The following is a 23,334-nucleotide window of genomic DNA, read 5'->3' on the forward strand; positions in this document are numbered from 1 at the left end:
AACCGCGCGTGAACCACAGCAAACCGGCTTTCATGCGATCCGGATCAAGGAAAGTGTTCGGCACATCGAGCAAGCCGATGATGCCATCCGGCGAACAAAGGCCGCAGGGCGCGGTAACCTCGAAGCCGGTGTAAAGCCCGATCGGCATCGACACTTCGATCGCATCGTTCTTGACCGCACGGTATTCGCTCTTGAACACGACAAGCACTTCTTCGGCCGTCGGATAACAGATTTTCTGACTGCCTTTCTTCGCTTTCAGGTTCTCGGTTCGGATCAGCCCCGCATCCTCCAGCACCTGGATGTTGGTTGAGACGGTCGACTGCGGCAGCGACAGCACGGCGGCGATTTCGTTGATATTCATCGGCCCCTTTTCATGCAGCAGTTTCAGCATCGAGATGCGCGCCGAGGAGGCAAGCCCTTTGAGCACGGCAATGCCTTCCTCAGGTTCGATCACCAGAAAATTGCGACTCATGAAGTTGCCAGTCTATGCTCGTGACAGAGGTTATGGCTTCGCTCGTGCTCGTAAGTTGCGTTGGTGGGTGGGCATTGCAACGGCGCTGAACGAAACGCCGAGCCGGTGATTTGGTTACATCAAGCGCTCGAAAGGCAGTAAGCCCGGCATGCTGCACCAACAAGGATGGTGCGACACGTTTACATTTCTCAGAGCGTCAACTCCTTGTAATGCGGGGCGCTTGACAGCCCGCGGCCTCAATGCAGATGACTAGACGCTTGCGGCCTTAAAGGCAGACAGAAACGAGCCACGAATTGCGGCCGTTCCCCTGGCCAGTCTGCAAGGTGCCAGACCTCGACCTCGATGTTAGCGGAACCGGCGGGGATGGCACACGATGCGGTTCGCTGACATGCTTGTGGCCGTAAGTTATATCATCGGATTCGCCACCCGATAGGGTCGGGACAGGGTTCCACCTATTGCTTTGCGCATGATCTTTCCGAAAACCGGATTCCCATTAGCGGGATCATGCGCCAGTGCCGGCCTACTTCATGCTGGCCGCGGCAGCGACCCTGTCGACCCATAGCGAGAACAGCTAGCGGTGCGGTATGGTGGACCATGTGGCCGGCCTGCGGAATGATGTCGACAAAGCAACCAGGAATCTCGGATTGTAGCCTAAGAGCCTCGGTTTTCGCATCGAGCAACCGGTCGCCGGCCCCTGCAATAATGCCGACAGGCAGCGACAGATCATCGTAGCGGGTGAAGCGGCCGCCAGCCAGCGCGGCCGCCAGCATCAATCCCGATTCGGCTGCGATCGACCGCAGTTGTGAGGGCCGGCTGGCGATGTCCTTTGCCGACGAAGCAAACGCTGCAGAGATGATGCCGGGGCGAAATATCTTGCCTATGGCAAGCGGCGAGGTGAGCCGCACAAGCAGCGGCAGCAAGGTGTGGCAGAAAACATCCCCGGCGACAGGCAAGGCCGGCAGCGCCGCCAGTGCGAGGCCCAGGCGCGGCGGCGGATAGTAATAACCTGAGGCAAGCACGATTCCGGCAACTGATGCTGGGTGCCTGCGCACGAGCTGGAGAGCCACCGACGCGCCCCAGGAATGGCCCAGAATGAAATATCTTTCGGTCCCAAGCTGCGCGACGGCGGCATGAATGAGATCGGCTTGCTCGGCCGCCGTCCACCATTTGCCTCGCGGCCGCGTGCTCCTGCCGAAGCCGGGCCGGTCAAGGCGAGCACCCGGTATCTGCTGGCCGCTTTGTCGAGCATGCCGCTGGTCTTGAAATCTTCGGCCGACGAGCCGTTTCCGTGCAGCAGGATCAACGGCGTCCCGCTCCCCTGCTCAAGGAGATGCAGGCGCACCCCCGCCACTCCGACAAAGCGCCCCGACCCGTGCGGGAAAAGCGCGCGTCTGGCGCGAGCGCTGTTGTACAGCGCCAGGCCAGACAGCCCGGCGCCAAGCAGGATGGCGGCTGCTGTTGCCATTTACGATTGCGCGATACCGAAGCTTCAGGCGAAGTGTGTTGTGACACTTCTCGGCGCGCCAGGGCTGGCTCAGGTTCTGGAGGATTTCAGGGTGGGATTGGCGTGAGGCTGACTGTATTCGAAATTCCAATCGCCGGGGAAGGCAGTCATAGCGTCTTGAGTGGGCACGCAGGACGAACCCGCTGCGCGGGAGAGCGCCCGCGATTGAGGTAGAGACCAAGAACCGGCTGTCGCGCCCGCATTGAGCGTGGTTCGGCTGCTGCAGAGCATCACGGGCTTCTTCAACAAGGAGTCTGATCATGCCGTTTTCCCTTCTGCCAGGAGACGCAGCGCAATTACCTCCGCGATGTCGGCCGGTTCGCAACCTCCAACAAGGATCATCTGGTGAGACGACTGCGACGAAATAAACGGCTGTCTTACGCCGCGGCAGGGGCTTGCTTGGCCGGTGTTCGACCGACGGGTGCGGCGGCACTACAAACCCACAACCAGACCAAAAGTGGAAAAAATGAAAAAGAGAATTGTGGCGGCGGGCATGTTGATTGCAGTCCTGACCGGCTCGACGGCTTTCGCCGATACCTATGGCAACGGTTACACGAAAAGCAACAGTACCTATGTGCAACCCTATGTCCGGTCGAGCCCTGACGGTACGGGCAACAATTATTCAATGCGGGCAATATGAACCCGTACACCGGAAAGGCCGGAACGCACTCGCCTTACGGCAGCAACGACTACAACTCCGGCAGCGGTGCGCAGCTTGTCCCGGGTCAGGTCGATTGCAGCAGTTCGCCATGCTGCTGATTTCCTGAAAACCAAAAAGATGCGGGCTGGTCAAGTTCGGCCCGCCTTTCCTTTGCGCGGACTGGACCCCCTGCTTACGAGGCGATGGTCCTGAGGGCGAAACTCTGCTGCCGACCGATCAGCATGGAGACGCGATAGCGGGGCGCCGGCAACCTTTCATTAAGGCACGCCCTAATATGCGCCGGGTTGTGCTGCGTATTTCCGGTTGGCATCCCGGCAGAGGCAGAAACCACCTTTCCGTCATATCAGGCAGCAGCCGGGTGCTCTTGGGCGGACCTCGCAACGCGAGATTGGCGCCGGCCGTTTGGCGATGCGGCCCGCGCGCGTCGGGCCGGGTTGCCAGGCAGGCTGTCAGGTCTTTGCGAAAGGCAGTTTCCAGTTGCGATTCGTCTCCTGCTGGATTGCCCTGATAATCGGGGATGATGGTAAAAACGGCGGCCGGCGGTCGCGGACCACGGCCTTACAGGTCGAGCAGCCAAACAGCCCGCCTCCGACGTGGCGGGCCAACAAGAACGCCCTCATATACACGGACTATGCCGGGCAGACGGGGCTTTCTACCTCATGCCTATCCTCGACCACACCACGTGCCGTCGAGCGCCCAGGACGATGACTTGAGTGCAGTGCAGGTCGCCGCGCTTACCAACCAGGCCCGGTCGCAGCAGGACGCGTCCGCGGCATGCGACATCAGGAAGAGCGACGCCAACAAGTGCGTTGCGGAGCACAGCGCCAGCTTCACGGGCGTGAAGGGAATGAATGTCGTGTTCGTGATCGACATGACGGCCTCCATGCAGCCGCACATAGACGCCGTCAAGAACGCAGTCCGCGACGCCGCGCGGGCGCTGAGCGCAAAGTTCCAGGGACTCCAGCTCGAAGCTGCGGTTCGGCTTGGTAGGGTACCGGGACGATCCCGAAGTCTCGCCCGGGCTGGAGTTTGATACGAAGAATTTCACCCCGAATTGCTGGAAGCAGACCCGTTTGCCGAACTCCTCGAGTCCGGGCAGGCAAAGGCGGCGAGCGTGGGAGCGGGCGAATGGGACGAGGACGTTTTCGCCGGAATGAAGACCGCCCTCGAGTCAGCCTGGGATCCGGACGTTCCCAAGATCATGATCCTGATCGGCGACGCGAGCGGTCACCCGATCGGCGACCCGAAGAACTCGATGAACCTCGACGAGAGATCGGTCAAAGATCTGGCCAAGGAAAAGAGCGTATACGTTGCCTCGATCTACGTGAGCGGCAAACAGTCAGATGCTGGCAACTTCGACCGGGCGAGGCCTCAGTTCGAAACGATGGCGGCCGGCGACGGCGAGCATGTCTCCTTTTCGCGGGTCACCGGCTCCGAGGAGGCCACCCTTGAAGTCAGCTTGCGCGACCAGATCGACCACATCGTCAAATACCTGAGCACCGGCGACTTCGGTGCGGTCATGAGCGAATCGACCGGCTCCGACGACGTCGCCGGACAGGCGATCGCAGGCGCCGTGCGCGCGGCCCTCGTCGACTAAATCGGCAAAGACGCCCAGCCTCCGACCAACCTGGTGGCATGGGCTGTCGACCGGGATCCTAGCGACTACAAGAAGAAGGCCTTCGACATAAAGCTGATGGTCACCAGGAAGGACGTCAGAACTCATGGATCTCCTGAAATGACTTACCGACAACCTGCAGTCGGGTAAGGCCACCGGCACTTTCGTTTTCGGCGGAGTGCAGGCTGGATCGACCGCAGCGTCGTATGACCTCGGCGTTGCCGCATCCGACAAGCTAGCTAGGTTCGAGCAAGGCGGTTCCGACGTACATCAAGAACCTGCCGTACAAGAGCGAGATTCTCACGCTGTTACTGGAGGAGTTCCAGAACGCGTCGCCCGACGACCGCCAGAGGTTCGAGGAGCGCCTGGAGTCGCTCACGTCCCTTTACAACGACGTCCTCAACCGGGCTGACCGATGGTTTGCCCTCAACCTGGACGGCAAACCGGACGACCAGATTTTCATGCTCGATCTCAGCAACCTTCCATGACCGCCCGCCCGACCATGGCCCACACGGTCCTAGCCGTCGAAAACCTGGACAAGGTACTGGAGTCCAGTTCTACCGGTTCGAACTGGCGGTACCCCTGTTCCAGCTCGGCCGGGGCAAGTTCTACGGGCTGATCGGCAAGAGCGGGAGCGGCAAGAGCACCTTGCTCGACCTGCTCGCGATGGTTTCGCAGCCTACTCAGGTCGGCTCGTTCGAGCTGCGCACCGGAGAAGGAGCAATCGACCTGGCCGACCTCCTGAAGCGCGGACGCGACGCGAAAATCTGCGAGGTGCGTCTGAAGCATTTCGGCTATATCCTGCAGACTGGCGGATTGTTCACGTTCTTTACGGTCAGGGAGAACCTGGAGCTTCCGTTCCGCCTGAGCGACAGGCGGCCGGATCGCGAGGCGATCGAAAGCATAGCGCGCACCTACGAACTGTTCGACCACCTCGACAAGAAACCGTCCGTCCTTTCCCTCGGCCAGCGCCAGCGCGTCAGCATACTGCGCGCGCTCTGCCTCCGTCCTGACCTCGTGCTGGCGGATGAGCCGACCGCTTCAGTGGACGAAAACATGGCGGACATCATCGTGAGGGAGTTCAAGTCCATCGCGGCCGAGTTCGGCACTACGGTGCTCATGGTGTCGCACGACACCGATCTCGTAGGAAATTTGCAGATCATGTTCACACGCTGAAACCGGTCGCCCTTCGCGAGAACTTCACGAGGTCCGAGCTTCAATGAACGCGCCGGTCTCAAGGAACCTGATTGCGGAGTCCGCCGGAAAAGCCGAGGCGAAAGCGAAGACAGGCAGGATGCCGATCGTCCTCTTCGTTGCTTCGCGCGACCTCTGGAACGAGAAGCTGATTCCGCCTGCCTTGTGCTGTCCGTCGTCGCGGTTCTCACGCCGATCCTGCTTCTCACGTCGGTGAAGGTCGGTTTCGTCGACCGCCTAAAACAGGATTTCATCCAGGACCCGTCATACCGCGAGATCAGGCCGGCGGCTGCCGACCTGCGCCCGGACGGGTTCTTCGATGGTCCGCAGATGGCCCCACGTGTTACACGCGATGCCGTCGGTCATCCTGACCCCGCGCGAGGTGGATTTATCCCTCGAGACCGGAGGCAAGCCAGCGCGGAACAAGGCGCGGCTCATGCCTAGCGACGCTTCGGACCCCCTGTTTCAAAAGCTGTCCGGAATGGCTCCTTCGGGCGACAGCCTCGTCGTGACACAAGACATCCCAAAGGTCGCGGGGATCACTGTCGGATCGAAACTGGAAGTTTCGGCGTCACGGATCGAGAATGACAAGCGCCAGTGCGAGCGTCGCATACACGCGATCTGACCCTAAGCCGCCCTTCATCAGCCAATTTCTCTGCCCGATAGCCGACGTTCACCGCACCCAGCGATACTGGCTCAAAGTAGACCTAGATCGTCTTGCCCGGAGGGCCGAATTTTGTGCAGCTACCGAAACTCAACACATTCCGCAACTTCGTCGCCCTAAGCGCAAGAGACGGAACGAGTCTGACGCTTTCATGCAAAAGGGGAACGACTTCCAGTCCTATTCATGGCCTGGATCGATAAGTCTAAGCGGATTGGTCCGTCTAATGCGATCGATTTAGGGACGCTATTTTCCAGGGCATGGCGATGGGGTTTTCGGGGTGCGGCGCTGCTCTGCGGGTCATCGCTGCTTGCACTTGTCGCATGGCGCACAACCCGGAGGTCTTTGCCATGACCATGAAGCGGCCGATCCTCAGTCGCCGGGCAATGATCGGCGCCGCAGTTGCAACCGCCGTCCTGCCGCGCCTGGCGCTCAGTCAGGAAGGCAGGGGCCCGGCCAATCAGGAGCCTACCGACATGCGGATCAGGATGACGTTCGACGGCCGGACCATGACGACCACGCTCTACGACAATCCGTCGGCGAGGGATTTCTACTCGATGCTGCCGCTCGACCTTACGATCGAGGATTACAGCAACAACGAAAAGATCGCCCATCTCCCGCGCAAGCTTACCGAGGAGGGCAGCGGACCGTTCGGCAACGAGCGGCCCTACGACCTCTGCTACTTCCTGCCGTGGGGCAACCTGGCCATGTTCTACGCCGACTACCGCCATCCGGGGCTGATCAGGCTCGGCCGCTTCGACGAGGGCTATGAAGCGCTTCATGTGCCGGGTGAGTTCCCGCTTCGCATCGAGCGCATCTGAAAGGAAGGACATTTCCGTGGAAATCATTCGTGCAGGGTCGCGGCCGTCCGGAAAGGGCCCGGAAGCGTGGTTCAAGGGTACGGTGCGGATTGATCCGCTCTTCAACCCGTTCGATGCAGCGCGTGTGCAGGGCGCGCAGGTGACTTTCGAGCCGGGTGCCCGGACCGCCTGGCACACGCATCCGCTCGGGCAGACGCTCGTCGTCCTCTCCGGCATCGGGCGGGTGCAGCGCGAGGACGGCCCGATTGAGGAAATCCGACCCGGCGACGTCGTCTGGTTCGGACCCGGCGAGAAACACTGGCACGGCGCCTCGCCCGACGTGGCGATGACCCACATCGCAATCCAGGAAGTCCAGGACGACAAGGTCGTGGACTGGATGGAGCACGTTACCGACAAACAATACCAAGGAGACCAGCGATGACCGATACGGTCGAGAACAAGGTCGTGATTATCACCGGCGCATCGTCCGGCATCGGCGAAGCGACGGCGAAGGTACTCGCAAGCAAGGGCGCCAAGGTCGTCCTCGGTGCGCGGCGCGAAGAAAAACTGAAGCAGATCGCGGGCGAGATCGGAAGGGATGGAGGTCAGGCGATCTACAAGGAGTTGGACGTGACCAAACCGTCCGACAACGACGCGATGGTAAAACTTGCCAAGGATACGTTCGGCCGCGTCGATGTCATCTTCCTGAATGCCGGCCTCATGCCGAACTCGCCGCTCTCCGCGCTGAAGACTGACGACTGGCACCAGATGGTCGACGTGAACATCAAGGGTGTCCTCAACGGCGTGGCGTCAGTACTGCCGGCGTTCATCGAGCAGAAATCCGGGCATGTCATTGCGACGTCATCCGTTGCGGGGCTCAAGGCCTATCCGAGCGGTGCTGTGTATGGCGGGACAAAATGGTTCCTCCGCGACTTCATGGAGGTCCTGCGCATGGAATCCGCCATGGAGGGGACGAACATCCGCACCGCGACGATCTATCCCGCCGCGATCAACACTGAGCTGCTGAACACCATCAGCCAGAAGCAGACGCTCGACCAGATGCGGAACACGTATGACAAATACGGGATCTCGCCAGACCGGATCGCCAGCGTCGTCGCCTTCGCTATCGGCCAGCCCGAGGACACGACGATCAACGAGATCACGGTAGGGCCGGCAAACCAGCCCTGGTAGGGGCGGGAGTCGCATCCGTCCCTGCGGTACAGTTTCCGCGGAGCTGATGGACCGCGTGCTGAATGGGTCGAATCAAGCCTGGCAAGCTCTTCGACGTCTAACATGCTGCTGGCGAAGTCGCGGAAATTACCGCGCCATGGACGAGCGGCGGGCAATCAAGGTGTTGCTGCTGAGCGTGATCATTGCAAGGGCATACAGAGGTACCAGGGTGTCGATGATCGAGGGGCGGGAAAGCATGGCGACACTACTGCCGATCATGGCGGCCGTGTCCGCCGGCTTTCTGGTCATCGGACTTGCGTTGCCAGTCCTGCCCCTGCATGTTCATGATGGGCTTGGGTTCGGTCCGTTTGTGGTCGGACTGGTCACGGGCAGCCAGTTCATCGCCTCGCTCCTCTCGCGTGTATGGGCAGGCTCTTATGCCGATACGCGCGGTGGCAAAAGTGCGGTTGTCATCGGTCTGGTTACAGCCGCGCTGGCGGGACTGGTCTATCTCGCGTCGTTCGCCTTGCTCGGCCGACCCGCGGCGTCCGCGGCGATCCTACTTTTCGGGCGCGCCGTGCTAGGGATGGCGGAGAGCTTCATCATCACCGGCGGTGTTGCATGGGGCCTCGCCCTTGCCGACGACCGACACTCGGGCAAGATCATCGGCTGGATCGGGACCGCCATGTTCGCGGCTTTGGCGCTCGGGGCGCCGATCGGATCGACGCTATACGCAGCCGGCGGTTTTTCCGCGATCGCGCTTGCCACGGCCGTCCTTCCCGCTGCGACCCTCCTCGCTATCGTACCGATGCATGGCGTGAGACCAGCGACGAGCAGTGCGCGACACTCATTCATAAGCGTGTTCGGGGCAGTCTGGATTCCGGGGATCGGGGCGGCGCTCAGCAGCATTGGATACGGCGCGATCCTGTCCTTCGGCGCTCTGCAGTTCGCGGAAAACGGCTGGGGGCTCGTATGGCTGCCCTTCACGGCCTACGCGGGAGCGTTGATCGCGGCACGGCTATTTATCGGTGGTCTGCCGGACAGGCTCGGAGGCGCGCGGGTCGCGGCGATCTTCGTCCTGGTGGAAGCCGCGGGCCTCATGCTGATCTGGTTTGCGCCAGGACCCATGCTTGCGGCCGCAGGCGCGGCACTCACCGGGCTCGGCTATTCGCTGGTCTATCCGGGGCTTGGAGCCGAGGCTATCAGGAATCTTCCCGCCAGCAGCCGAGGGCTCGCCATGGGTCTTTACACCGTCTTCCTCGACGTGGCGCTCGGCTTCGGCAGTCCCGCTCTCGGCTTGATCGCAGCCTCGGCCACGCTGGATAGTGTATTCCTGGCCAGCGCGGTGATCGTGTCATGCGCCACAGTGATAGCGCTTGGGCTCTCCCGGAAGTCTTCGGGTGTAGCCTACCAGTCCCGCGACAGGGCATGAGTATATTGGATTCCGAATAGATGGTGGTCGCAGGCCAGGTTGCCTCAAGGCTCCTTGTGCCCGAGGGCATCGATGATGACCTTGAAGGCCGGCAGGTTCTGTCGTCGGCTCGGATAATAGACGTAATAGCCCGGGAATTTCGGGCACCAGTCGTCCAGCACCTGGAGGAGATCGCCCGACGCGATGTATCGCTCGACGAGGTCCTCGGGAACGAAGGCGACGCCGTACCCCTTCAGAGCCGCATCCACCATGGCGTAGGAGGCGTTGAAGGTGAGCTGCCCATCCACCCGGACGCGAAGCTCATGACCCTCCTTTTCGAATTCCCAGGCATAAAGCCCGCCGCCACGTGTCTGGCGCATGTTCATGCAGTTGTGTCCAATCAGCTCCTGCGGATGACGAGGCGGAGGATGCTCGGCGAAATAGTCGGGGGAGGCGACGGCGACCATGCGCCAGTCCGGACCGACGCGGATCGCAATCATGTCCTTCTCGACGCTTTCACCCAATCGTACTCCCGCGTCGAATCCATCTTCGACGATGTTGCGCAGCCCGTTGTCGATGCTGAGTTCCAGCTTGATGTCGGGATAATCTGCGATCGCCGGCCTGAGCTTCGGCCACACGAGGCTGTCGAAGGCGTGATCCGAAAGGGTCAGCCGGATGGTTCCAGCAGGCTTATCGCGGAACTCCATCAGCGAGGCGATCTCCGCTTCGATTTCCGCAACACGCGGTGCAAGCGACTGCCGTAGGCGCTCGCCGGCCTCGGTCGTCGCCACGCTGCGGGTCGTGCGCGTGAGCAGCCTAATGCCCATGCGCGTTTCCAACCGCTTGATCGTGTGGCTGAGGGTGGACTGCGTGATGCCGAGCTTTGCCGCGGCGCGCGTGAAGCTCTTTTCCTCGGCAACGGCCAGGAACCATAAGAGGTCGTTGAAGTCTTCCTTGGCCATGCCGTTTCCCAACCCGATCGCTGAAGATTTATGTCTCCTGTCGATCAATGCAAGCGAATTAACGCCCCTAATGCTTTTGATCGGGAACGGCTACCCTGCAGGTCCGACAAGCCAACAGCCAGTCGTGTTGGCTTTCCCGCGAACCAAAAGGTGAAGGCCATGGAACTGACCATCAACGGCTCGACATTTCAGGTCGACGTCGAACCAGACACGCCTCTGCTCTGGGCGCTGCGCGATGTGCTGGGCATGACCGGCACAAAATATGGCTGCGGCGTCGCCCAGTGCGGCGCATGCACGGTGCTGATCGATGGACAGGCCACGCGGTCCTGCGTGACGACGGTGGACAGCGTCGTCGGAACGGCGATCACGACGATAGAGGCGATCGAGCAGGATGCCGAGGGCAGGAAGGTGGTCGAGGCCTGGGTCGCCAACCAGGTGCCGCAATGCGGCTACTGCCAGTCCGGTCAGGTGATGGCTGCCACGGCGCTCCTCAAGCAAAACCCGCAACCGACCGAGGAGGATATCGCCGGCGCGATGGTGAACCTCTGCCGCTGCGGCACCTACAACGTGATCTCGGCTGCCGTCCGGCAGGCCGCCCAGGCGTGAGGAGGATTCCATGAACGACATGACTCTTATTCGGAACCGCTGGTCCACGGCCAGCGAGGGCGGTCCGCTCAACATCTCGCGCCGCGGCTTTCTCGGTGGCGCCGCAGCGCTCGTCCTATCCGTCACGGTGCCAGTCGGAAGCGCCCGGGCGCAGGCCGCCTCCATCACGCCCGGATCTCGGGTCAGTGCCTTTCTGGAAATCCGCCCCGATAGCACCGTGCTGTTCCGCAGTGCCTTCATCGAGGGCGGACAGGGCATCTTCACCGCCATGGCGCAGATTGTCGGTGAGGAGTTGGATGTCGATCCCGTGAACTTCACGGTCGAGGGAGCGCCTCCCGGTCCCGATTATCTCCTGACCGGCGGCGGCCGTTTTACCGGCGGCAGCATGTCGGTGCGGATGAGCTACGAGACGATGCGCAGGCTTGGCGCATCCGCGCGCCAGATGCTGCTGCAGGCGGCCGCCGAACGACTCGGCGTCCAGCTATCCGAGCTTTCCACGGAACCGGGCCAAGTCGTGCATACCGCGAGCGGTCAAGCAATCCCTTACGGCGAGATTGCCGATGCAGCCGCCGATCTGCCAGTGCCAAACGATGTCGTGCTGCGCTCTCCCGACAGCTTTCGCTGGATCGGCAAGCCCGTTCGGCGGCTCGACGCGCGCGACAAGTCCACGGGGCGCGCGCAGTACGCGATCGACCTCAAGGTCGACGGCATGCTTCACGCCGCCGTCCAGCATAGCCTGCGCCTCGGCAGTGAGCCGGGCGCGCTGGCGAATGAGGCGGAGGTGCTCGCCATGCCCGGCGTGCACTCGATTCACCGCTTGCCTGGGGCAGTGGCGGTCGTCGCCGACAGCTGGTGGCGGGCGCGCCGCGCGGTGGAAACTCTGCAGGTGACCTGGACGGAGCCTGCTGCTGCAACGCCTCGCGCCATGCCGGCTGATTTCTCCTCCGAGACCCACAGGGCAATGTTGAAGTCGACACCCGGAGACGGCGTCGCTTTCGAGCAGGAAGGCGACACCGCGGGTACCCTTGCAGGTGCGGCCCAGGTCGTGGAGGCGACGTACGACGCGCCCTATCTCGTGCACGGCCAGCTCGAGCCGCCATCGGCGATCGCGCGCTGGAACGAGGGCGGGACTCTTGAGCTTTGGATCCCAAACCAGGCGCCCGAGATGTTCCAGGCGGAGGCTGCAAAGGTCGCGGGCATCGAGCCGGGCAAGGTGATCATCCATTCGCCGATGCTCGGCGGCTTCTTCGGCCGGCACTTCCTTTATCAGACGGCCAACCCGTTCCCGCAGGCGATCCTGCTGGCGAAGGCGGCAGATCGTCCCGTCAAGCTCATCTGGAGCCGCGAGGAGGAATTCCTGCGCGACACGTTGAGACCAATGGGGGTCGCCCGTTTTCGCGCCGGTCTCGACGCCGACGGTTTGCCGGTCGTTCTGGATGCCGTTGCGGTGGGTGAAGGTCCGGCGGGACGTTGGTTCGGCCGCCAGCCGGACAAGGTGGACAGCTCCGCCGTCGAAGGCATCGCGGGTAAAGTCTATGCGATTCCGAACCGGCGCGTCGGCCAGGTTCACGTCGACGACCCGGCGATCATCGGCTTCTGGCGGTCGGTTGGTCATTCGATGAACGACTTCTTCTACGAGACGTTCTTCGATGAAATGGCCGACGCAGGTCAGCAGGACCCCTACGAACTGCGGCTGCGGCTTCTCGCGGACAGCCCGCGCCACAGCAATCTTCTGCAGGCAGTTGCCGATCTGTCCGGGGGGTGGAAGCGCGGTCCCTTCGCGGCAGAGGACGGCAGCCGCCGCGCGCGCGGGGTCGCGATGGCCTCGCCCTTCGGCAGCGAGGTGGCGACGATCGCCGAAGTCTCGCTGCGCGACGGCGAGGTCGTCGCGCACCAGATCTGGGTGGCCATCGATCCCGGAAGCATCGTCAATCCGGCCATCATCGAGGCGCAGGTGAACTCGGCGGTTGCACTTGGCCTGTCCTCGGCGCTGCTGGAGGAAGTCGTTTATGTCGACGGCATGCCGCAGGCCCGCAACTTCGACGCCTATCCCATCCTGCCGCCCGACAAGATGCCGCGGGTGCATGTGCGCATCGTCGAAAGCGGTGCGCCGATGGGCGGCATCGGCGAGCCTGGCCTGCCAGGCGTGCCGCCGGCGGTGGTCAATGCCGCCTCGGTGCTCACCGGCCAGCGTATCCGCAGCCTGCCCCTCTCGAAGCTCGACCTGAAAGGCATGGAAGGATGAGGAATTTCGTACTACCTGCCTTAACAATGATTGCAGCAACCTGGGCAACGGATTTGTCCGTTGCCCAGGAGGCGAATCCCGGTTCAGGGGAGCGCGTGTTCCGGCAGCGCTGCGGGGCCTGCCACCAGATCGCGACCACGCGGAACGGTGCCGGACCTCACCTGCAGGGTGTGGTCGGCCGCGCCGCCGCCAGCGTCGAAGGCTTCAACTACTCTCCCGCCCTGCGCGACTCAGGCATCACCTGGACACCCGAGATGCTGGAAACCTACCTCGCGAATCCGACTGCCATGGTGGGCGGCACACGAATGGTTCAGCGCTTCAACAGTGCAGACGAGCGGCACGCCCTCATCGAGTTCCTGAGTAGCCTGTAGCGCCGCTCCGAGGCTTGCTTGGGCCGTACCCCGGATCGAACCGGACCGCCCGGCATTTGCGACTTGCCCGCCGATATCCGTGGCGGGCAAGCACCTGTAAGCACCGGTCTGACGAAACGCGACGCCATCGAGCTTCAGTGCAGAAGGGTAAGCGCCGTGATTGGCAAGAGACGCGCGCAATTATCAATCCAAAAGCTGCTTCGGGCAGCAAGCCCGGGGTCGACGCCGGGCCGTCCGACGTATCAGGACGTCACCGAGGGGATAGTACAGGAGGAGCTGAAGGGCCTCTCCTACATGTTCTGGGGTCGTCTCGCCGCACTTGCCGTGCTTGCTGTCTGGGCGCTGAGCCTGCCCTTCGAGCGTTCGGCGGGGTATCTCTCGGCCATTGCGGCCTTTGCGCTGCTCGGCGCTCCGCCGTACCTGCTTGCACGCCAGGGGTATGGACGCGCACCCGTCCTGGCGGCGTTCTTGATGCTCGACGCAATCATCCTGACCTATGTGCTGGTTGTGCCGCCGCCCTTCTACGTGGAGGGCTGGACGGCGCAGCTTAACCTGCGCCTGCCGAATTTCCTTTTTCTCGGCATCTTCCTGGTCGGGATGTCGCTGAGCTACTCGCCCTGGCTCGTGATGTGGGCCGGCATTGCCGCTATCGTTGCGTGGAGCGGGGGCTTCCTGTGGGCTGCGTCCCTGCCGGACACGTTGCTGACGAGTTCGCGCCAGAGCCTCGATAGTGGCCTAAGTTCAGAAGCGGTCATCAGCCGCTTCCTCGATCCGAGGTCGGTGAGTTGCACGAACTTCTTCAACCAGATCGTCTTCCTGGGGTTGGTGACCCTCATCCTCACGGCAACGGTCTGGCGCTCGCGGCAGCTGGTGCGCCGTCAGGTGGCCGCCGAGAGCGCACGGGCCTCGCTGTCCCGATACTTCTCGCCCAACATCGTGCGAGAGCTTTCAACCAACGCCGATCCACTCGACCGGCCCAATCGTGCAGCCGGCCGCGATCCTGTTCGCCGACATGGTAGGCTTCACCCGGCACTCCGAGCGGATGGAGCCGGAAGCGCTGGTGGGCCTCCTGCGCGAGTTCCACGGCCGCTTGGCACGCGTAGTCTTCGCCAATAGCGGTACGATCGACAAATATATAGGCGACGCGATCATGGTGCATTTCGGGACACCGCGCCCACGAGACGACGACCCGATCCGAGCGCTGACCTGTGCCGACACCATGCTCGCCGAGATGAAGCGATGGAACGTCGAGCGTGCTCGCAAGGACCAGGAGCCAATCGAGATTGGGATCGGCCTGCACTATGGCGAGGTGGTCGTCGGCAACATCGGCCATGCCCAGCGCCTCGAGTTCACGGTGCTGGGCGACGCAGTCAACGTCGCAAGCCGGCTCGAGCGCCTGACCCGCCATACCGGCACAAGGCTGATGATCACCGACGACTTGGTGCGTGCCGTGCAATCCCGCGGTCATGAGCCGTCTGTAATCATCAAAGACCTGCGGCCCGACCAGACGCGCACGGTACGCGGAAGGCAACGGCCAGTCGCGGTCTGGTGCCTGCATGAGACAGCTGACAGGCTCGGGGCGGATACATGAACTGCCGGCCACCGCCCGAATAAGCGTGCCACGGAGAAAAATATCGCTGCAGCTGGGAACATCGGCCCGCAGCCGTTGTTGGAACGCGAGGGCTGGTCCCGCCTGTAGCGGGCGGCGACCTCCACTCCATCCGGTCCTTCCCGGTTCGCATGCTCCGTCGCGGATGAATCCCGCTCTAGCAAGGGGCCAGACATGACCAGTTATGATGTGACGAGGCGAGAGCTGCTGGCAGGCACAGCGGTGACTGGCCTCGCTCTTGCGGGAGTAAACCTCATGCCTGACTTTGCGGCGGCGGCGGCGCAAGACGAGGTTCCGGCGCCGGCTCCGCTCGATCTGGTGCTGCGCGTCAACGGAACCGAGCAAAGGCTATCCCTCGACCCGCGAACGACGCTGCTCGACGCGCTTCGGGAGCACCTGCATCTCACGGGATCGAAGAAGGGTTGCGGCCTCGGGCAGTGCGGTGCCTGCACGGTGCTGATGGACGGAAAGCGCGTGAAATCGTGCCTTTCGCTCGCGGCCCTCGTGGAGCGGCGCGAGATCACCACAATCGAAGGCTTGGCCCAGGGCGAGGAACTCCATCCCTTGCAGGCAGCTTTTATCGAGCGGGACGGTTTCCAGTGCGGCTATTGCACGTCAGGGCAGATCATGGCCGGCATTGCCTGCATCAACGAGGGCCATGCCGGCTCGCCAGAGGAAATCCGCGAATGGATGAGCGGCAATATCTGCCGCTGCGGCGCTTATGAAGGCATCGTCGCGGCGATCCAGGACGCGGCTCGCGTCACCGGTGCAGTGCAGGGAGGTTGAGCCATGCACCCCTTCACCCTCGAGCGTCCGCGCGATCTGCCCGCCGCACTTGCCTTCCGCCCACAGGCCGGCCGCAATGACGCGCCTGTCGAATACATCGCCGGCGGCACCGACATGGTGCAGCTTCTTCAGGAAAACATCCGCCGGCCCGATCGGCTGGTCAGCCTTGCTGGCCTTCTCGACAACCGGATCGAGGTCGGGCCGCAGGGCCTCAGGCTTGGCGCCGCGGCGACGATGGCCGAAGTAGCGGCTCATCCTGATGTGGTCGAGCAGTTTCCCGTCATCTCCGAGGCGCTTTTGGAGTCCGCGAGCCCGCAGGTGCGCAATCAAGCCACGATGGGCGGCAACGTCCTGCAGCGCACCCGGTGTCCGTATTTTCGCGACGTGGGCTATGAGGCTTGCAACAAGCGCGCGCCGGGCTCCGGCTGCGCTGCGATTGGCGGCGAAAACCGCTGGCATGCCGTGCTCGGCACGAGCGATGACTGCATTGCCGCCCACCCCTCCGACCTCGCGGTCGCGCTCGTAGCGCTTGATGCGGCCGTGGAGATTGAAGGAGCCGACGGACAACGCACCGTACCACTCGGCGACTTCCATCGACTCCCCGAAGCGACCCCGCACATCGAGACCGTGCTCGAGCCGGGCGAGGTGATCGCCGCGATCACGGTTCCGGCAAATCCGGCGGCGCGGCGCTCGCATTACCTCAAGGTGCGCGATCGCGCCTCGTTCGAGTTCGCGGTTGTCTCGGCGGCGGTGGTGCTCGAGATGGACGGCGCCCAAATCCGGCAAGCACGCATCGCGCTCGGCGGCGTCGGAACCAAGCCGTGGCGCGTCCCCCGGGTCGAGGCGGCCCTGACCGCAGCCAGCCTCGACCCGGTCGAACTCCGCTCGGCGGCAGCGCTCGCCGCCGAGGGTGCACAGGGACGTGGCCACAATGATTTCAAGATCGAACTGATGCGGCGCGCCATCGTGCGTGCGGTCGAAATCGCGGGAGCACGGACATGACCACCGCTTCCATCGGAAAGCCTATCAGCCGCGTCGACGGCCGCCAGAAAGTCACGGGCCAGGCGACCTATGCGGCCGAGTTCGACCAACCAAACCAGGCCTATGCGGCAATCGTGCGGAGCTCGGTCGCGGCCGGCCGCATCGCCTCGATCGAAACGGCTGAAGCAGAGCAGGCGCCGGGCATCATCGCCGTTCTCACCCATCGCAATGCGCCCAAGCTGGCCTACGAACCGCACAAGGGATTTACAGACCCCGTGATTGGTGAGCGTCTGCACGTGCTCCAGGACGATCGGGTGAGCCATCAGAGCCAGCCGATCGGTCTCGTGATCGCCGACACCCTCGAGCAGGCGGGCCACGCAGCGACGCTGGTGCGGGTCACCTACGCACGCGAAGCTGGAACCACGCACATTACCCAGGTCGAGCCGGTATTGCCCACGCAACAAAAGACTGACCAAGCTTCGACCCAGCCGCCCGAGACACGGCGCGGCGACCATGAAAAAGCGCTGGCGAGCGCCGAAGTGAAGGTCGATGAGACCTATGTGATCCCGCGCGAGAACCACAACCCAATTGAGATGCACGCCACCATCGCGGCTTGGGAGGGCGATCGCCTGACGCTATGGGACAAATCGCAGTGGGTGCATGGCGTTGCCGATGAGATCGCCGCCGTGTTCGGCATTCCGGCCGAGAACATCCACGTCGTCTCGCCATTTGTCGGCGGCGCCTTCGGATCGGCGCTGCGCACCTGGCCGCATGTCACGCTGGCGGCGCTCGGCGCGCGTGCAGCCGGCCGGCCGGTAAAGCTGATGCTGTCCCGGCGCGAAATGTATTACGGCGTCGGCTATCGCCCGCACACGGTCCAGCGGGTGGCGCTCGGCGCCGCGGGCGATGGGCGCCTCATGGCCATCCTGCACGACGGATATGAGGAGACTTCCACCTATGAGGAATTTTCGGAGGCGCTCCTGAGCGCGAGCCAGTTTCTCCATGCCTGCCCGAACGTGTACACGCGCCATCGTATCGCACCCCTGAACGTGCATACCCCCACCTATATGCGCGCCCCAGGTGAGGCGAGCGGCGTGTTCGCCCTCGAAGCCGCCATGGACGAGCTTGCCGTGGCGTTGAACATCGATCCGGTCGAGTTCCGGCTGCGCAATGAGCCGGAGCAAGATGAATCCAAAAAGCTGCCTTTCTCGAGCCGCTCGACCAGAGAATGCTACAGGCTGGCAGCGGAGCGCTTCGGCTGGAGCCGGCGCAGCCCCGAACCGCGCTCCATGCGGGACGGCCGGCTGCTGATCGGCTGGGGCATGGCGACTGCCACCTATCCGATGAATTTCGCACCCGCATCCGCCATGGCGCGCCTGTTGCCGGATGGCACCGCCGAGGTGGCGAGCGCCGCAAGCGACATGGGTCCGGGCACCTGGACGTCGATGACGCAGGTAGCAGCCGAGGCTCTGGGCTTGCCCATCGAGCGGGTGAAGTTCAGTCTCGGCAATAGCCGGCTGCCGAAGACGCCCCCGCACGGCGGCTCGATGACGATGGCGAGCGTCGGCAGCGCCGTTCAGGCAGCGTGCCGCAAGGCGAGGGAGGATGCGCTTGCCCGCGGTGGAGCAAACGACCTTTGGGAGGCGATGCGCCGTATTGGCCAGGCGGTCGAGGCTGCGGCGGACTCGGCGCCAGGCGACGCGAGCAAGGGCTTTTCGATGCACTCCTTCGGCGCCGTGTTCACGGAAGTGGCAGTCGATCCGGATCTTGGCGAGACACGCGTTCGCCGCATCGTCGGCGCCTATGGGGCCGGACGCATCGTCAACCCGAAGACCGCCCGCAGCCAGTGCGTCGGCGGCATGATCGGCGGCATCGGCATGGCGCTAATGGAGCATTCGGTGGTAGACGCCCGCAACGGGCGGGTTCCAAACGCCAACTTCGCCGAATACGCGGTTCCGGTGCATGCCGACGCGCCGCCGACCATGGACGTGATCTTCGTGGATGAGCACGACCCGCATGTGAACCCGCTCGGCGTGAAGGGCCTCGGCGAAATCGCCATGGTCGGCGTCGCCCCGGCGATCACGAACGCCATCTTCCACGCCACCGGCAAACGCATCCGCGAGCTGCCCGTCACGCCGGACAAGCTGCTCTAAAGGAGCGCGGCTCGTCGCATCAGGAGCACGCCCCCGCCCCCGAATGTGCAGGCAATCGTTTCTCTCCACCCGGTAGCGTGGGTCTCGCCCCAGCGATCGCAAAGAGCTGCTGACCTCCGGTTCGCTCGGGTCGATTCCGGACGGTCACCGAAAGTCCGCTTTGGCAAAGCGTCGGGAATGTCAAGAAGTGGCGCATTGCGCCGTTTCGGAACCGGGTGGGCCTGGGGCAGGATCGCAATCAACCTGGGGTCAAAGTCGCATAAGATGCGTTGTGGGATGCATATGCGCCGTCGATTCGGCGATTAAGCCTTTTGGTTCGAATCTCATCCATCCGGCTGGCTGAGCGTCAGGTCAAAGAGTATGGAGGCTCGCTTCGTGGCTTGTCCCTCTGATTCCCACTCAGAAGTTATCAAACATTCTTCTTGATTTTTCTCGACAGAGGATGATGAATGTTCCCTTGGGTTCTCGCTGAGGTGGGAGGCCTTGTATGAACGTTTGGACGAACTGCCGACCCGACAAAGTGACTGCCAAACACCTTGTTCACGAGCTGATCCTACAAGCCCGTCGCGGCCAAATCATCTCCGTCAAAGAGACTATCGCAGCGGTGCGCCGAGACGGGCCACATCTGGCGGAAACTGACTGCGAGCTCGTGGAGCTTATTGTCAATGTTGCCCCAGCCTTTGGCCTGTTCGTCGGGTTTGATCTTCGCGAGTAACCGCCTCCTCAACAGGGCGGACCGTCGCGACACGGTCTCGATCGAAGCGGCACTACGCGAAGCTCGGGAGACTGCGCCTCATTTGGTGGCCTCCGACGAAGAACTAACCGAGGCAATCGTCGAGGCAGCAACTGCCATGGCCTCTGCGTGGCTTTCCACGGTCAATTCAGCCGCTGTGGCATCGCAACGGAAGCGCGCCGTCCTGCGCCATTTTCACTAGTCAGAGGTAATCCGCAATTACCTTCGTAACCTGCTTAATCTGCCTCTAGAACGGGAACTGCCGGCTGAGCAAAGGTATTTCCTGGAGGAACTTGACAAGGTCGACAAAGAGCGACCGCATGGCTCTCCACTGGTTCAACCCTCCGGTCCCCGTCAAGACCGAGCGTCCCGGGATCATCCGCAACGTCAGCAACGCCGAGACAGCCGGCGAGGAGCTGATGAAGTGGACCAAGCGTGGCCCTTGGTGGGACCTCGCGGTGCGCGTTTGCATGGCCGTGATTTTCGATGAGATGGAACCTGAGGAGGCCCGCAAGGCATTCCTGGCTGCTGCCAAAGAGGAGGGGACGTTACTTCCCCCATGACAACCAGCTAAATTGGAACGGTATAAGGTCTATGTGTCTATGACCAAAACCGTCTTCGCGAAAGGAGCCCGCCGCCAGCAAGGAGAGGCGACGGACCCCGCCACAGCGGCTGCACATCCGAGAAGGACCACTGCAACCTCTAAACCCGCGAGGGCCTACATCGTTCCCTTAGCTGGGGCTAAAGCGGGGTTGGTCAGCGGACTTGCTCTAAGTTCCCCCTATGGGTCCCCTCTGGTTCGCTCCCCCGGTCTACGCTGAAGACGAAACGTCCGGGCATTCGCAATGGGGTCAGCCACGTCGAGGAGCCGCCGAGGAACTCATGGCGTGGGACACAAAGGGCCCGAAGTGGACCAAGGCGGTCCAATCCTGCGTCGATGCGTTCGAGGGCGGCGCCTCCCCCAAGAGGTCCGTGAAGCCTTTGAGCCGGCTGCCAAGGAGGCCAACGTGTATCTCTCCCCTGAGTAGGAGGTATCATGGCAACCCATTGGTTCGTCCCTCCGGTATTGGTGAAGACTGAAACCAAGGTACTTGGCGTCAATGGGGCACGTCGAGTAATCATCAATCGAAACATGGGGTTCGACGAGAAGATCAAAACCGTACCCACAGGGGACCGGAACGCCGGAACCGGAATGTCAGTTTCTAAAGCCGATGGCAGAAAGAGGATACGCTGTGGCGGCACTTGAGGGCACGTTCCTGCTCTTGATTATTGCCTGTGAGCTGTGCGCGAAAATCGGGAATGGAAGGGCCGGAGGCAGGAAGTACGGCGTCGGGCCGAGGCGCTAATCAAACGGGTCGGCAATGATCGCGAAAAGCTCAATACGGCCTGCAGCGAAACTAAAGAAGTAGTCGCGCGTTGGACGCGGATAACGCTATTTCGTCTCTGAGTATGGTTTAGGTCAGAGTGGTCAAGCCAACGTCTCGTAAGGCAATCAATGGGTCGAACGCTAGTCAAGCGAAGTCGCCCGCTCGTGACGAGGTCACTTTAGCGCCGCCCGCTTTCCGGCCGGTCCAGCTCGCAACGCTCGTGGACACGGTCCCTGCCGGCGATCGTTGGATCCATGAGATGAAATACGACGGCTATCGTATTCTCGTTGCCGTCGGCGGTGGCGAGGCGCGAGCCTACACACGATCTGGTCTGGACTGGTCTGGCCGTTTTCCCTCGATCCTCTCCGAGGCTTGCAAGCTCAAGGTGCGCTCCGCCCTGATTGACGGCGAGGCCGTGGTTGTCGATGCGGATGGAAGATCTAACTTCCAGGCGCTTCAGAATGCATTGAAGGGTGCCCCGGCGACTATCGACTTTTATGCGTTCGATCTGCTGCAGCTCGACGGCGAAGATCTGACTAGGCTTCCTCTACTTGAGCGCAAGGCGAAGCTGGAGGCGATCTTGCCTGCGAAGAATCCGGTCCTTCGTTACTCCGACCATATCCTCGGCCGCGGAGAAGAGCTGCTCGATCGCTTCTGCGCAGCTGGCCTTGAGGGCGTCATCTCAAAGCTCGCGGATTCGAGTTATGTGGCGGCCCGCGGCGCGAGCTGGCTGAAGATCAAATGCATCAGGCGGCAGGAATTTGTGATTGTCGGCTGGACGCCCTCCGACAAGGTCCGCGCATTTCGCTCCCTGATCCTTGGCGTTCATGACGGCGGCAAGCTGCGTTACGCCGGGAAAGTCGGCACCGGCTTCGATACCGCTGAACTTCTTCGTCTCTTGAAGATCATGGCGCCGCTTGAGCAGAAGGCCGCGACCGTCGATGCCCCACGCGCCGAAGTGCGCGGCACACACTGGCTGCGTCCGAAACTGGTCGCTGAGATCGCTTTCACCGAAATGACAAATGAAGGGACTTTGCGCCATCCGAGCTATCTTGGTCTCCGCGAAGACAAGAAGCCAGAGGCGGTCGTGCTCGAGACGGAGCGCCGCACGGCCAATCTCGCCGCACTTGCGACAACTGCCATCGCGATAAGCAACCGTGACCGCATCATCTATCCCGAGTCCAACATCACCAAGGGCCAGCTCGCCGACCATTACGCAGCGGTCGCGGCGATCATGCTTCCTTGGGTCGGTAGCCGGCCGATCAGTCTGGTTCGATGCCCACAGGGCCGCGCGAAGAAGTGCTTCTTTCAAAAACACGACGCCGGCAGCTTTGGCGACAAAGTCCACCACGTCGGCATCACGGAGAAGGACGGGCACGAGGAACCATATCTCTATGTCGATGATGCCGACGGACTGATGACTTGCGTCCAGATGGGAACGATTGAGCTGCATGGATGGGGGGCTCGGATCGAGGACGTCGAAAAGGCCGACCGCCTCGTGTTCGACCTCGACCCCGATGAAGGCCTCGATTTTGAGGCCGTCCGCGCCGCTGCCTTTCAGTTTCGCGCTATCCTTAAATCGCTGGGGCTTACGACTTTCCCGATGCTGACGGGAGGCAAAGGGGTGCATGTCATCGCGCCCCTCACCCCGCGCGCCGAGTGGCCAGAGGTGAAGGACTTCGCGTCTCGCCTGGCGCAGGCGGTCGCCCGGAGCGATCCCGCCCATTTTACGGCCGTGTTGTCAAAGGCGCGCCGCAAGGGTCGCATCTTTGTGGATTATCTCCGCAATCAGCGCGGGGCGACCGCGATCATGCCCTACAGCGCAAGATCACGTCCGGGCGCCCCTGTCGCGGCACCGATCACGTGGGCGGAGATGAAGACAATAGATGCGCCCTCTCATTTCCACGTGGGGGATGCTCCTGAATTAAAGAAACGCGCAGCCTCCAAAGCTCTGGCGGGATGGGGTCGCGCTGACCAATCCTTGCCCAATCTGTAGCATCGACGGGGAAGAGCCAGTAAAGCCGGATTTAAAG

24 protein-coding genes are annotated in these 23,334 nt (G+C 62.5%); 21 read left to right on the forward strand and 3 right to left on the reverse strand.

Annotated elements, in window-relative coordinates; all coding sequences use genetic code 11:
* Nucleotides 1–472 (reverse strand): ArsR/SmtB family transcription factor (locus tag NKJ35_RS29095; protein ID WP_352651007.1); only part of this gene is annotated, 472 nt, incomplete at its 3' end.
* Between the two features lie 452 nt (nt 473–924).
* A complete protein-coding gene (locus tag NKJ35_RS29100) occupies nt 925–1,698 on the reverse strand; it encodes an alpha/beta fold hydrolase (RefSeq protein WP_352651054.1) in 774 nt (257 codons plus the stop codon).
* Between NKJ35_RS29100 and NKJ35_RS29105 the strand changes: the two genes are divergently transcribed.
* The 10 genes from NKJ35_RS29105 (at nt 1,603) to NKJ35_RS29150 (ending at nt 9,509) form a co-directional block, all read left to right on the forward strand.
* Nucleotides 1,603–2,043 (forward strand): hypothetical protein, encoded by a 441-nt coding sequence (locus NKJ35_RS29105; RefSeq protein WP_352651056.1) that lies wholly within the window; start codon nt 1,603–1,605, stop codon nt 2,041–2,043. The genes NKJ35_RS29100 and NKJ35_RS29105 overlap by 96 nt on opposite strands.
* A gap of 399 nt (nt 2,044–2,442) precedes the next feature.
* Nucleotides 2,443–2,616 (forward strand): hypothetical protein, encoded by a 174-nt coding sequence (locus NKJ35_RS29110; RefSeq protein ID WP_352651008.1) that lies wholly within the window; start codon nt 2,443–2,445, stop codon nt 2,614–2,616.
* A 730-nt stretch (nt 2,617–3,346) separates the two neighbouring features.
* Complete coding sequence (locus NKJ35_RS29115) at nt 3,347–3,670, forward strand: vWA domain-containing protein (protein ID WP_352651009.1); 324 nt, start codon at nt 3,347–3,349, stop codon at nt 3,668–3,670.
* Nucleotides 3,671–3,838: 168 nt separating this feature from the next.
* Nucleotides 3,839–4,234 (forward strand): hypothetical protein, encoded by a 396-nt coding sequence (locus tag NKJ35_RS29120; RefSeq protein ID WP_352651010.1) that lies wholly within the window; start codon nt 3,839–3,841, stop codon nt 4,232–4,234.
* Nucleotides 4,235–4,672: 438 nt separating this feature from the next.
* Nucleotides 4,673–5,428, forward strand: coding sequence for an ABC transporter ATP-binding protein (locus NKJ35_RS29125; protein ID WP_352651012.1), 756 nt, complete (start codon nt 4,673–4,675; stop codon nt 5,426–5,428).
* Between the two features lie 370 nt (nt 5,429–5,798).
* Complete coding sequence (locus tag NKJ35_RS29130) at nt 5,799–6,071, forward strand: hypothetical protein (protein ID WP_352651014.1); 273 nt, start codon at nt 5,799–5,801, stop codon at nt 6,069–6,071.
* 386 nt (nt 6,072–6,457) lie between these two features.
* Entirely contained in the window at nt 6,458–6,928 is a 471-nt protein-coding gene (locus tag NKJ35_RS29135; protein WP_352651016.1) for a cyclophilin-like fold protein, read from the forward strand.
* 16 nt (nt 6,929–6,944) lie between these two features.
* The gene (locus NKJ35_RS29140) at nt 6,945–7,349 is read left to right on the forward strand and encodes a (R)-mandelonitrile lyase (protein WP_352651018.1); all 405 of its coding nucleotides are present in this window, start codon (nt 6,945–6,947) and stop codon (nt 7,347–7,349) included.
* On the forward strand, nt 7,346–8,098 hold the full coding sequence (locus NKJ35_RS29145) for an SDR family oxidoreductase (RefSeq protein WP_352651020.1): 753 nt from the start codon (nt 7,346–7,348) through the stop codon (nt 8,096–8,098). Before NKJ35_RS29140 ends, NKJ35_RS29145 begins: the two co-directional genes overlap by 4 nt.
* A gap of 46 nt (nt 8,099–8,144) precedes the next feature.
* Nucleotides 8,145–9,509: an arabinose transporter gene (locus tag NKJ35_RS29150; RefSeq protein ID WP_352651022.1), complete on the forward strand. Its 1,365-nt coding sequence runs from the start codon at nt 8,145–8,147 to the stop codon at nt 9,507–9,509.
* A gap of 44 nt (nt 9,510–9,553) precedes the next feature.
* Here the strand turns inward: NKJ35_RS29150 and NKJ35_RS29155 are convergent, their stop codons facing one another.
* Nucleotides 9,554–10,450 (reverse strand): LysR family transcriptional regulator, encoded by an 897-nt coding sequence (locus NKJ35_RS29155; protein ID WP_352651024.1) that lies wholly within the window; start codon nt 10,448–10,450, stop codon nt 9,554–9,556.
* Between the two features lie 159 nt (nt 10,451–10,609).
* Between NKJ35_RS29155 and NKJ35_RS29160 the strand changes: the two genes are divergently transcribed.
* The 11 genes from NKJ35_RS29160 (at nt 10,610) to ligD (ending at nt 23,297) form a co-directional block, all read left to right on the forward strand.
* On the forward strand, nt 10,610–11,056 hold the full coding sequence (locus NKJ35_RS29160; RefSeq protein ID WP_352651026.1) for a (2Fe-2S)-binding protein: 447 nt from the start codon (nt 10,610–10,612) through the stop codon (nt 11,054–11,056).
* Nucleotides 11,057–11,066: 10 nt separating this feature from the next.
* On the forward strand, nt 11,067–13,301 hold the full coding sequence (locus NKJ35_RS29165; protein WP_352651028.1) for a xanthine dehydrogenase family protein molybdopterin-binding subunit: 2,235 nt from the start codon (nt 11,067–11,069) through the stop codon (nt 13,299–13,301).
* Nucleotides 13,298–13,672 carry a c-type cytochrome gene (locus NKJ35_RS29170; protein WP_352651030.1) on the forward strand — a complete coding sequence of 125 codons (375 nt, stop codon included), beginning with the start codon at nt 13,298–13,300 and terminating at the stop codon, nt 13,670–13,672. The genes NKJ35_RS29165 and NKJ35_RS29170 overlap by 4 nt, the downstream gene beginning before the upstream one ends.
* A gap of 63 nt (nt 13,673–13,735) precedes the next feature.
* A complete protein-coding gene (locus tag NKJ35_RS29175; RefSeq protein ID WP_352651032.1) occupies nt 13,736–14,788 on the forward strand; it encodes a hypothetical protein in 1,053 nt (350 codons plus the stop codon).
* Complete coding sequence (locus tag NKJ35_RS29180; protein WP_352651033.1) at nt 14,715–15,263, forward strand: adenylate/guanylate cyclase domain-containing protein; 549 nt, start codon at nt 14,715–14,717, stop codon at nt 15,261–15,263. Before NKJ35_RS29175 ends, NKJ35_RS29180 begins: the two co-directional genes overlap by 74 nt.
* A gap of 192 nt (nt 15,264–15,455) precedes the next feature.
* Complete coding sequence (locus NKJ35_RS29185) at nt 15,456–16,067, forward strand: (2Fe-2S)-binding protein (protein ID WP_352651035.1); 612 nt, start codon at nt 15,456–15,458, stop codon at nt 16,065–16,067.
* A gap of 3 nt (nt 16,068–16,070) precedes the next feature.
* Nucleotides 16,071–17,069: an FAD binding domain-containing protein gene (locus tag NKJ35_RS29190; RefSeq protein WP_352651037.1), complete on the forward strand. Its 999-nt coding sequence runs from the start codon at nt 16,071–16,073 to the stop codon at nt 17,067–17,069.
* A complete protein-coding gene (locus NKJ35_RS29195; protein ID WP_352651038.1) occupies nt 17,066–19,201 on the forward strand; it encodes a xanthine dehydrogenase family protein molybdopterin-binding subunit in 2,136 nt (711 codons plus the stop codon). Before NKJ35_RS29190 ends, NKJ35_RS29195 begins: the two co-directional genes overlap by 4 nt.
* Nucleotides 19,202–19,688: 487 nt before the next feature.
* Nucleotides 19,689–19,916 (forward strand): hypothetical protein, encoded by a 228-nt coding sequence (locus NKJ35_RS29200; protein ID WP_352458909.1) that lies wholly within the window; start codon nt 19,689–19,691, stop codon nt 19,914–19,916.
* Nucleotides 19,917–20,254: 338 nt separating this feature from the next.
* On the forward strand, nt 20,255–20,497 hold the full coding sequence (locus NKJ35_RS29205) for a DUF982 domain-containing protein (protein WP_352651040.1): 243 nt from the start codon (nt 20,255–20,257) through the stop codon (nt 20,495–20,497).
* Nucleotides 20,498–21,398: 901 nt separating this feature from the next.
* Entirely contained in the window at nt 21,399–23,297 is a 1,899-nt protein-coding gene (gene ligD, locus NKJ35_RS29210) for a DNA ligase D (RefSeq protein ID WP_352651042.1), read from the forward strand.
* Nucleotides 23,298–23,334 lie beyond the last annotated feature (37 nt).

The organism is Mesorhizobium sp. M0136 (assembly GCF_040322515.1).
Lineage (GTDB): Bacteria > Pseudomonadota > Alphaproteobacteria > Rhizobiales > Rhizobiaceae > Mesorhizobium.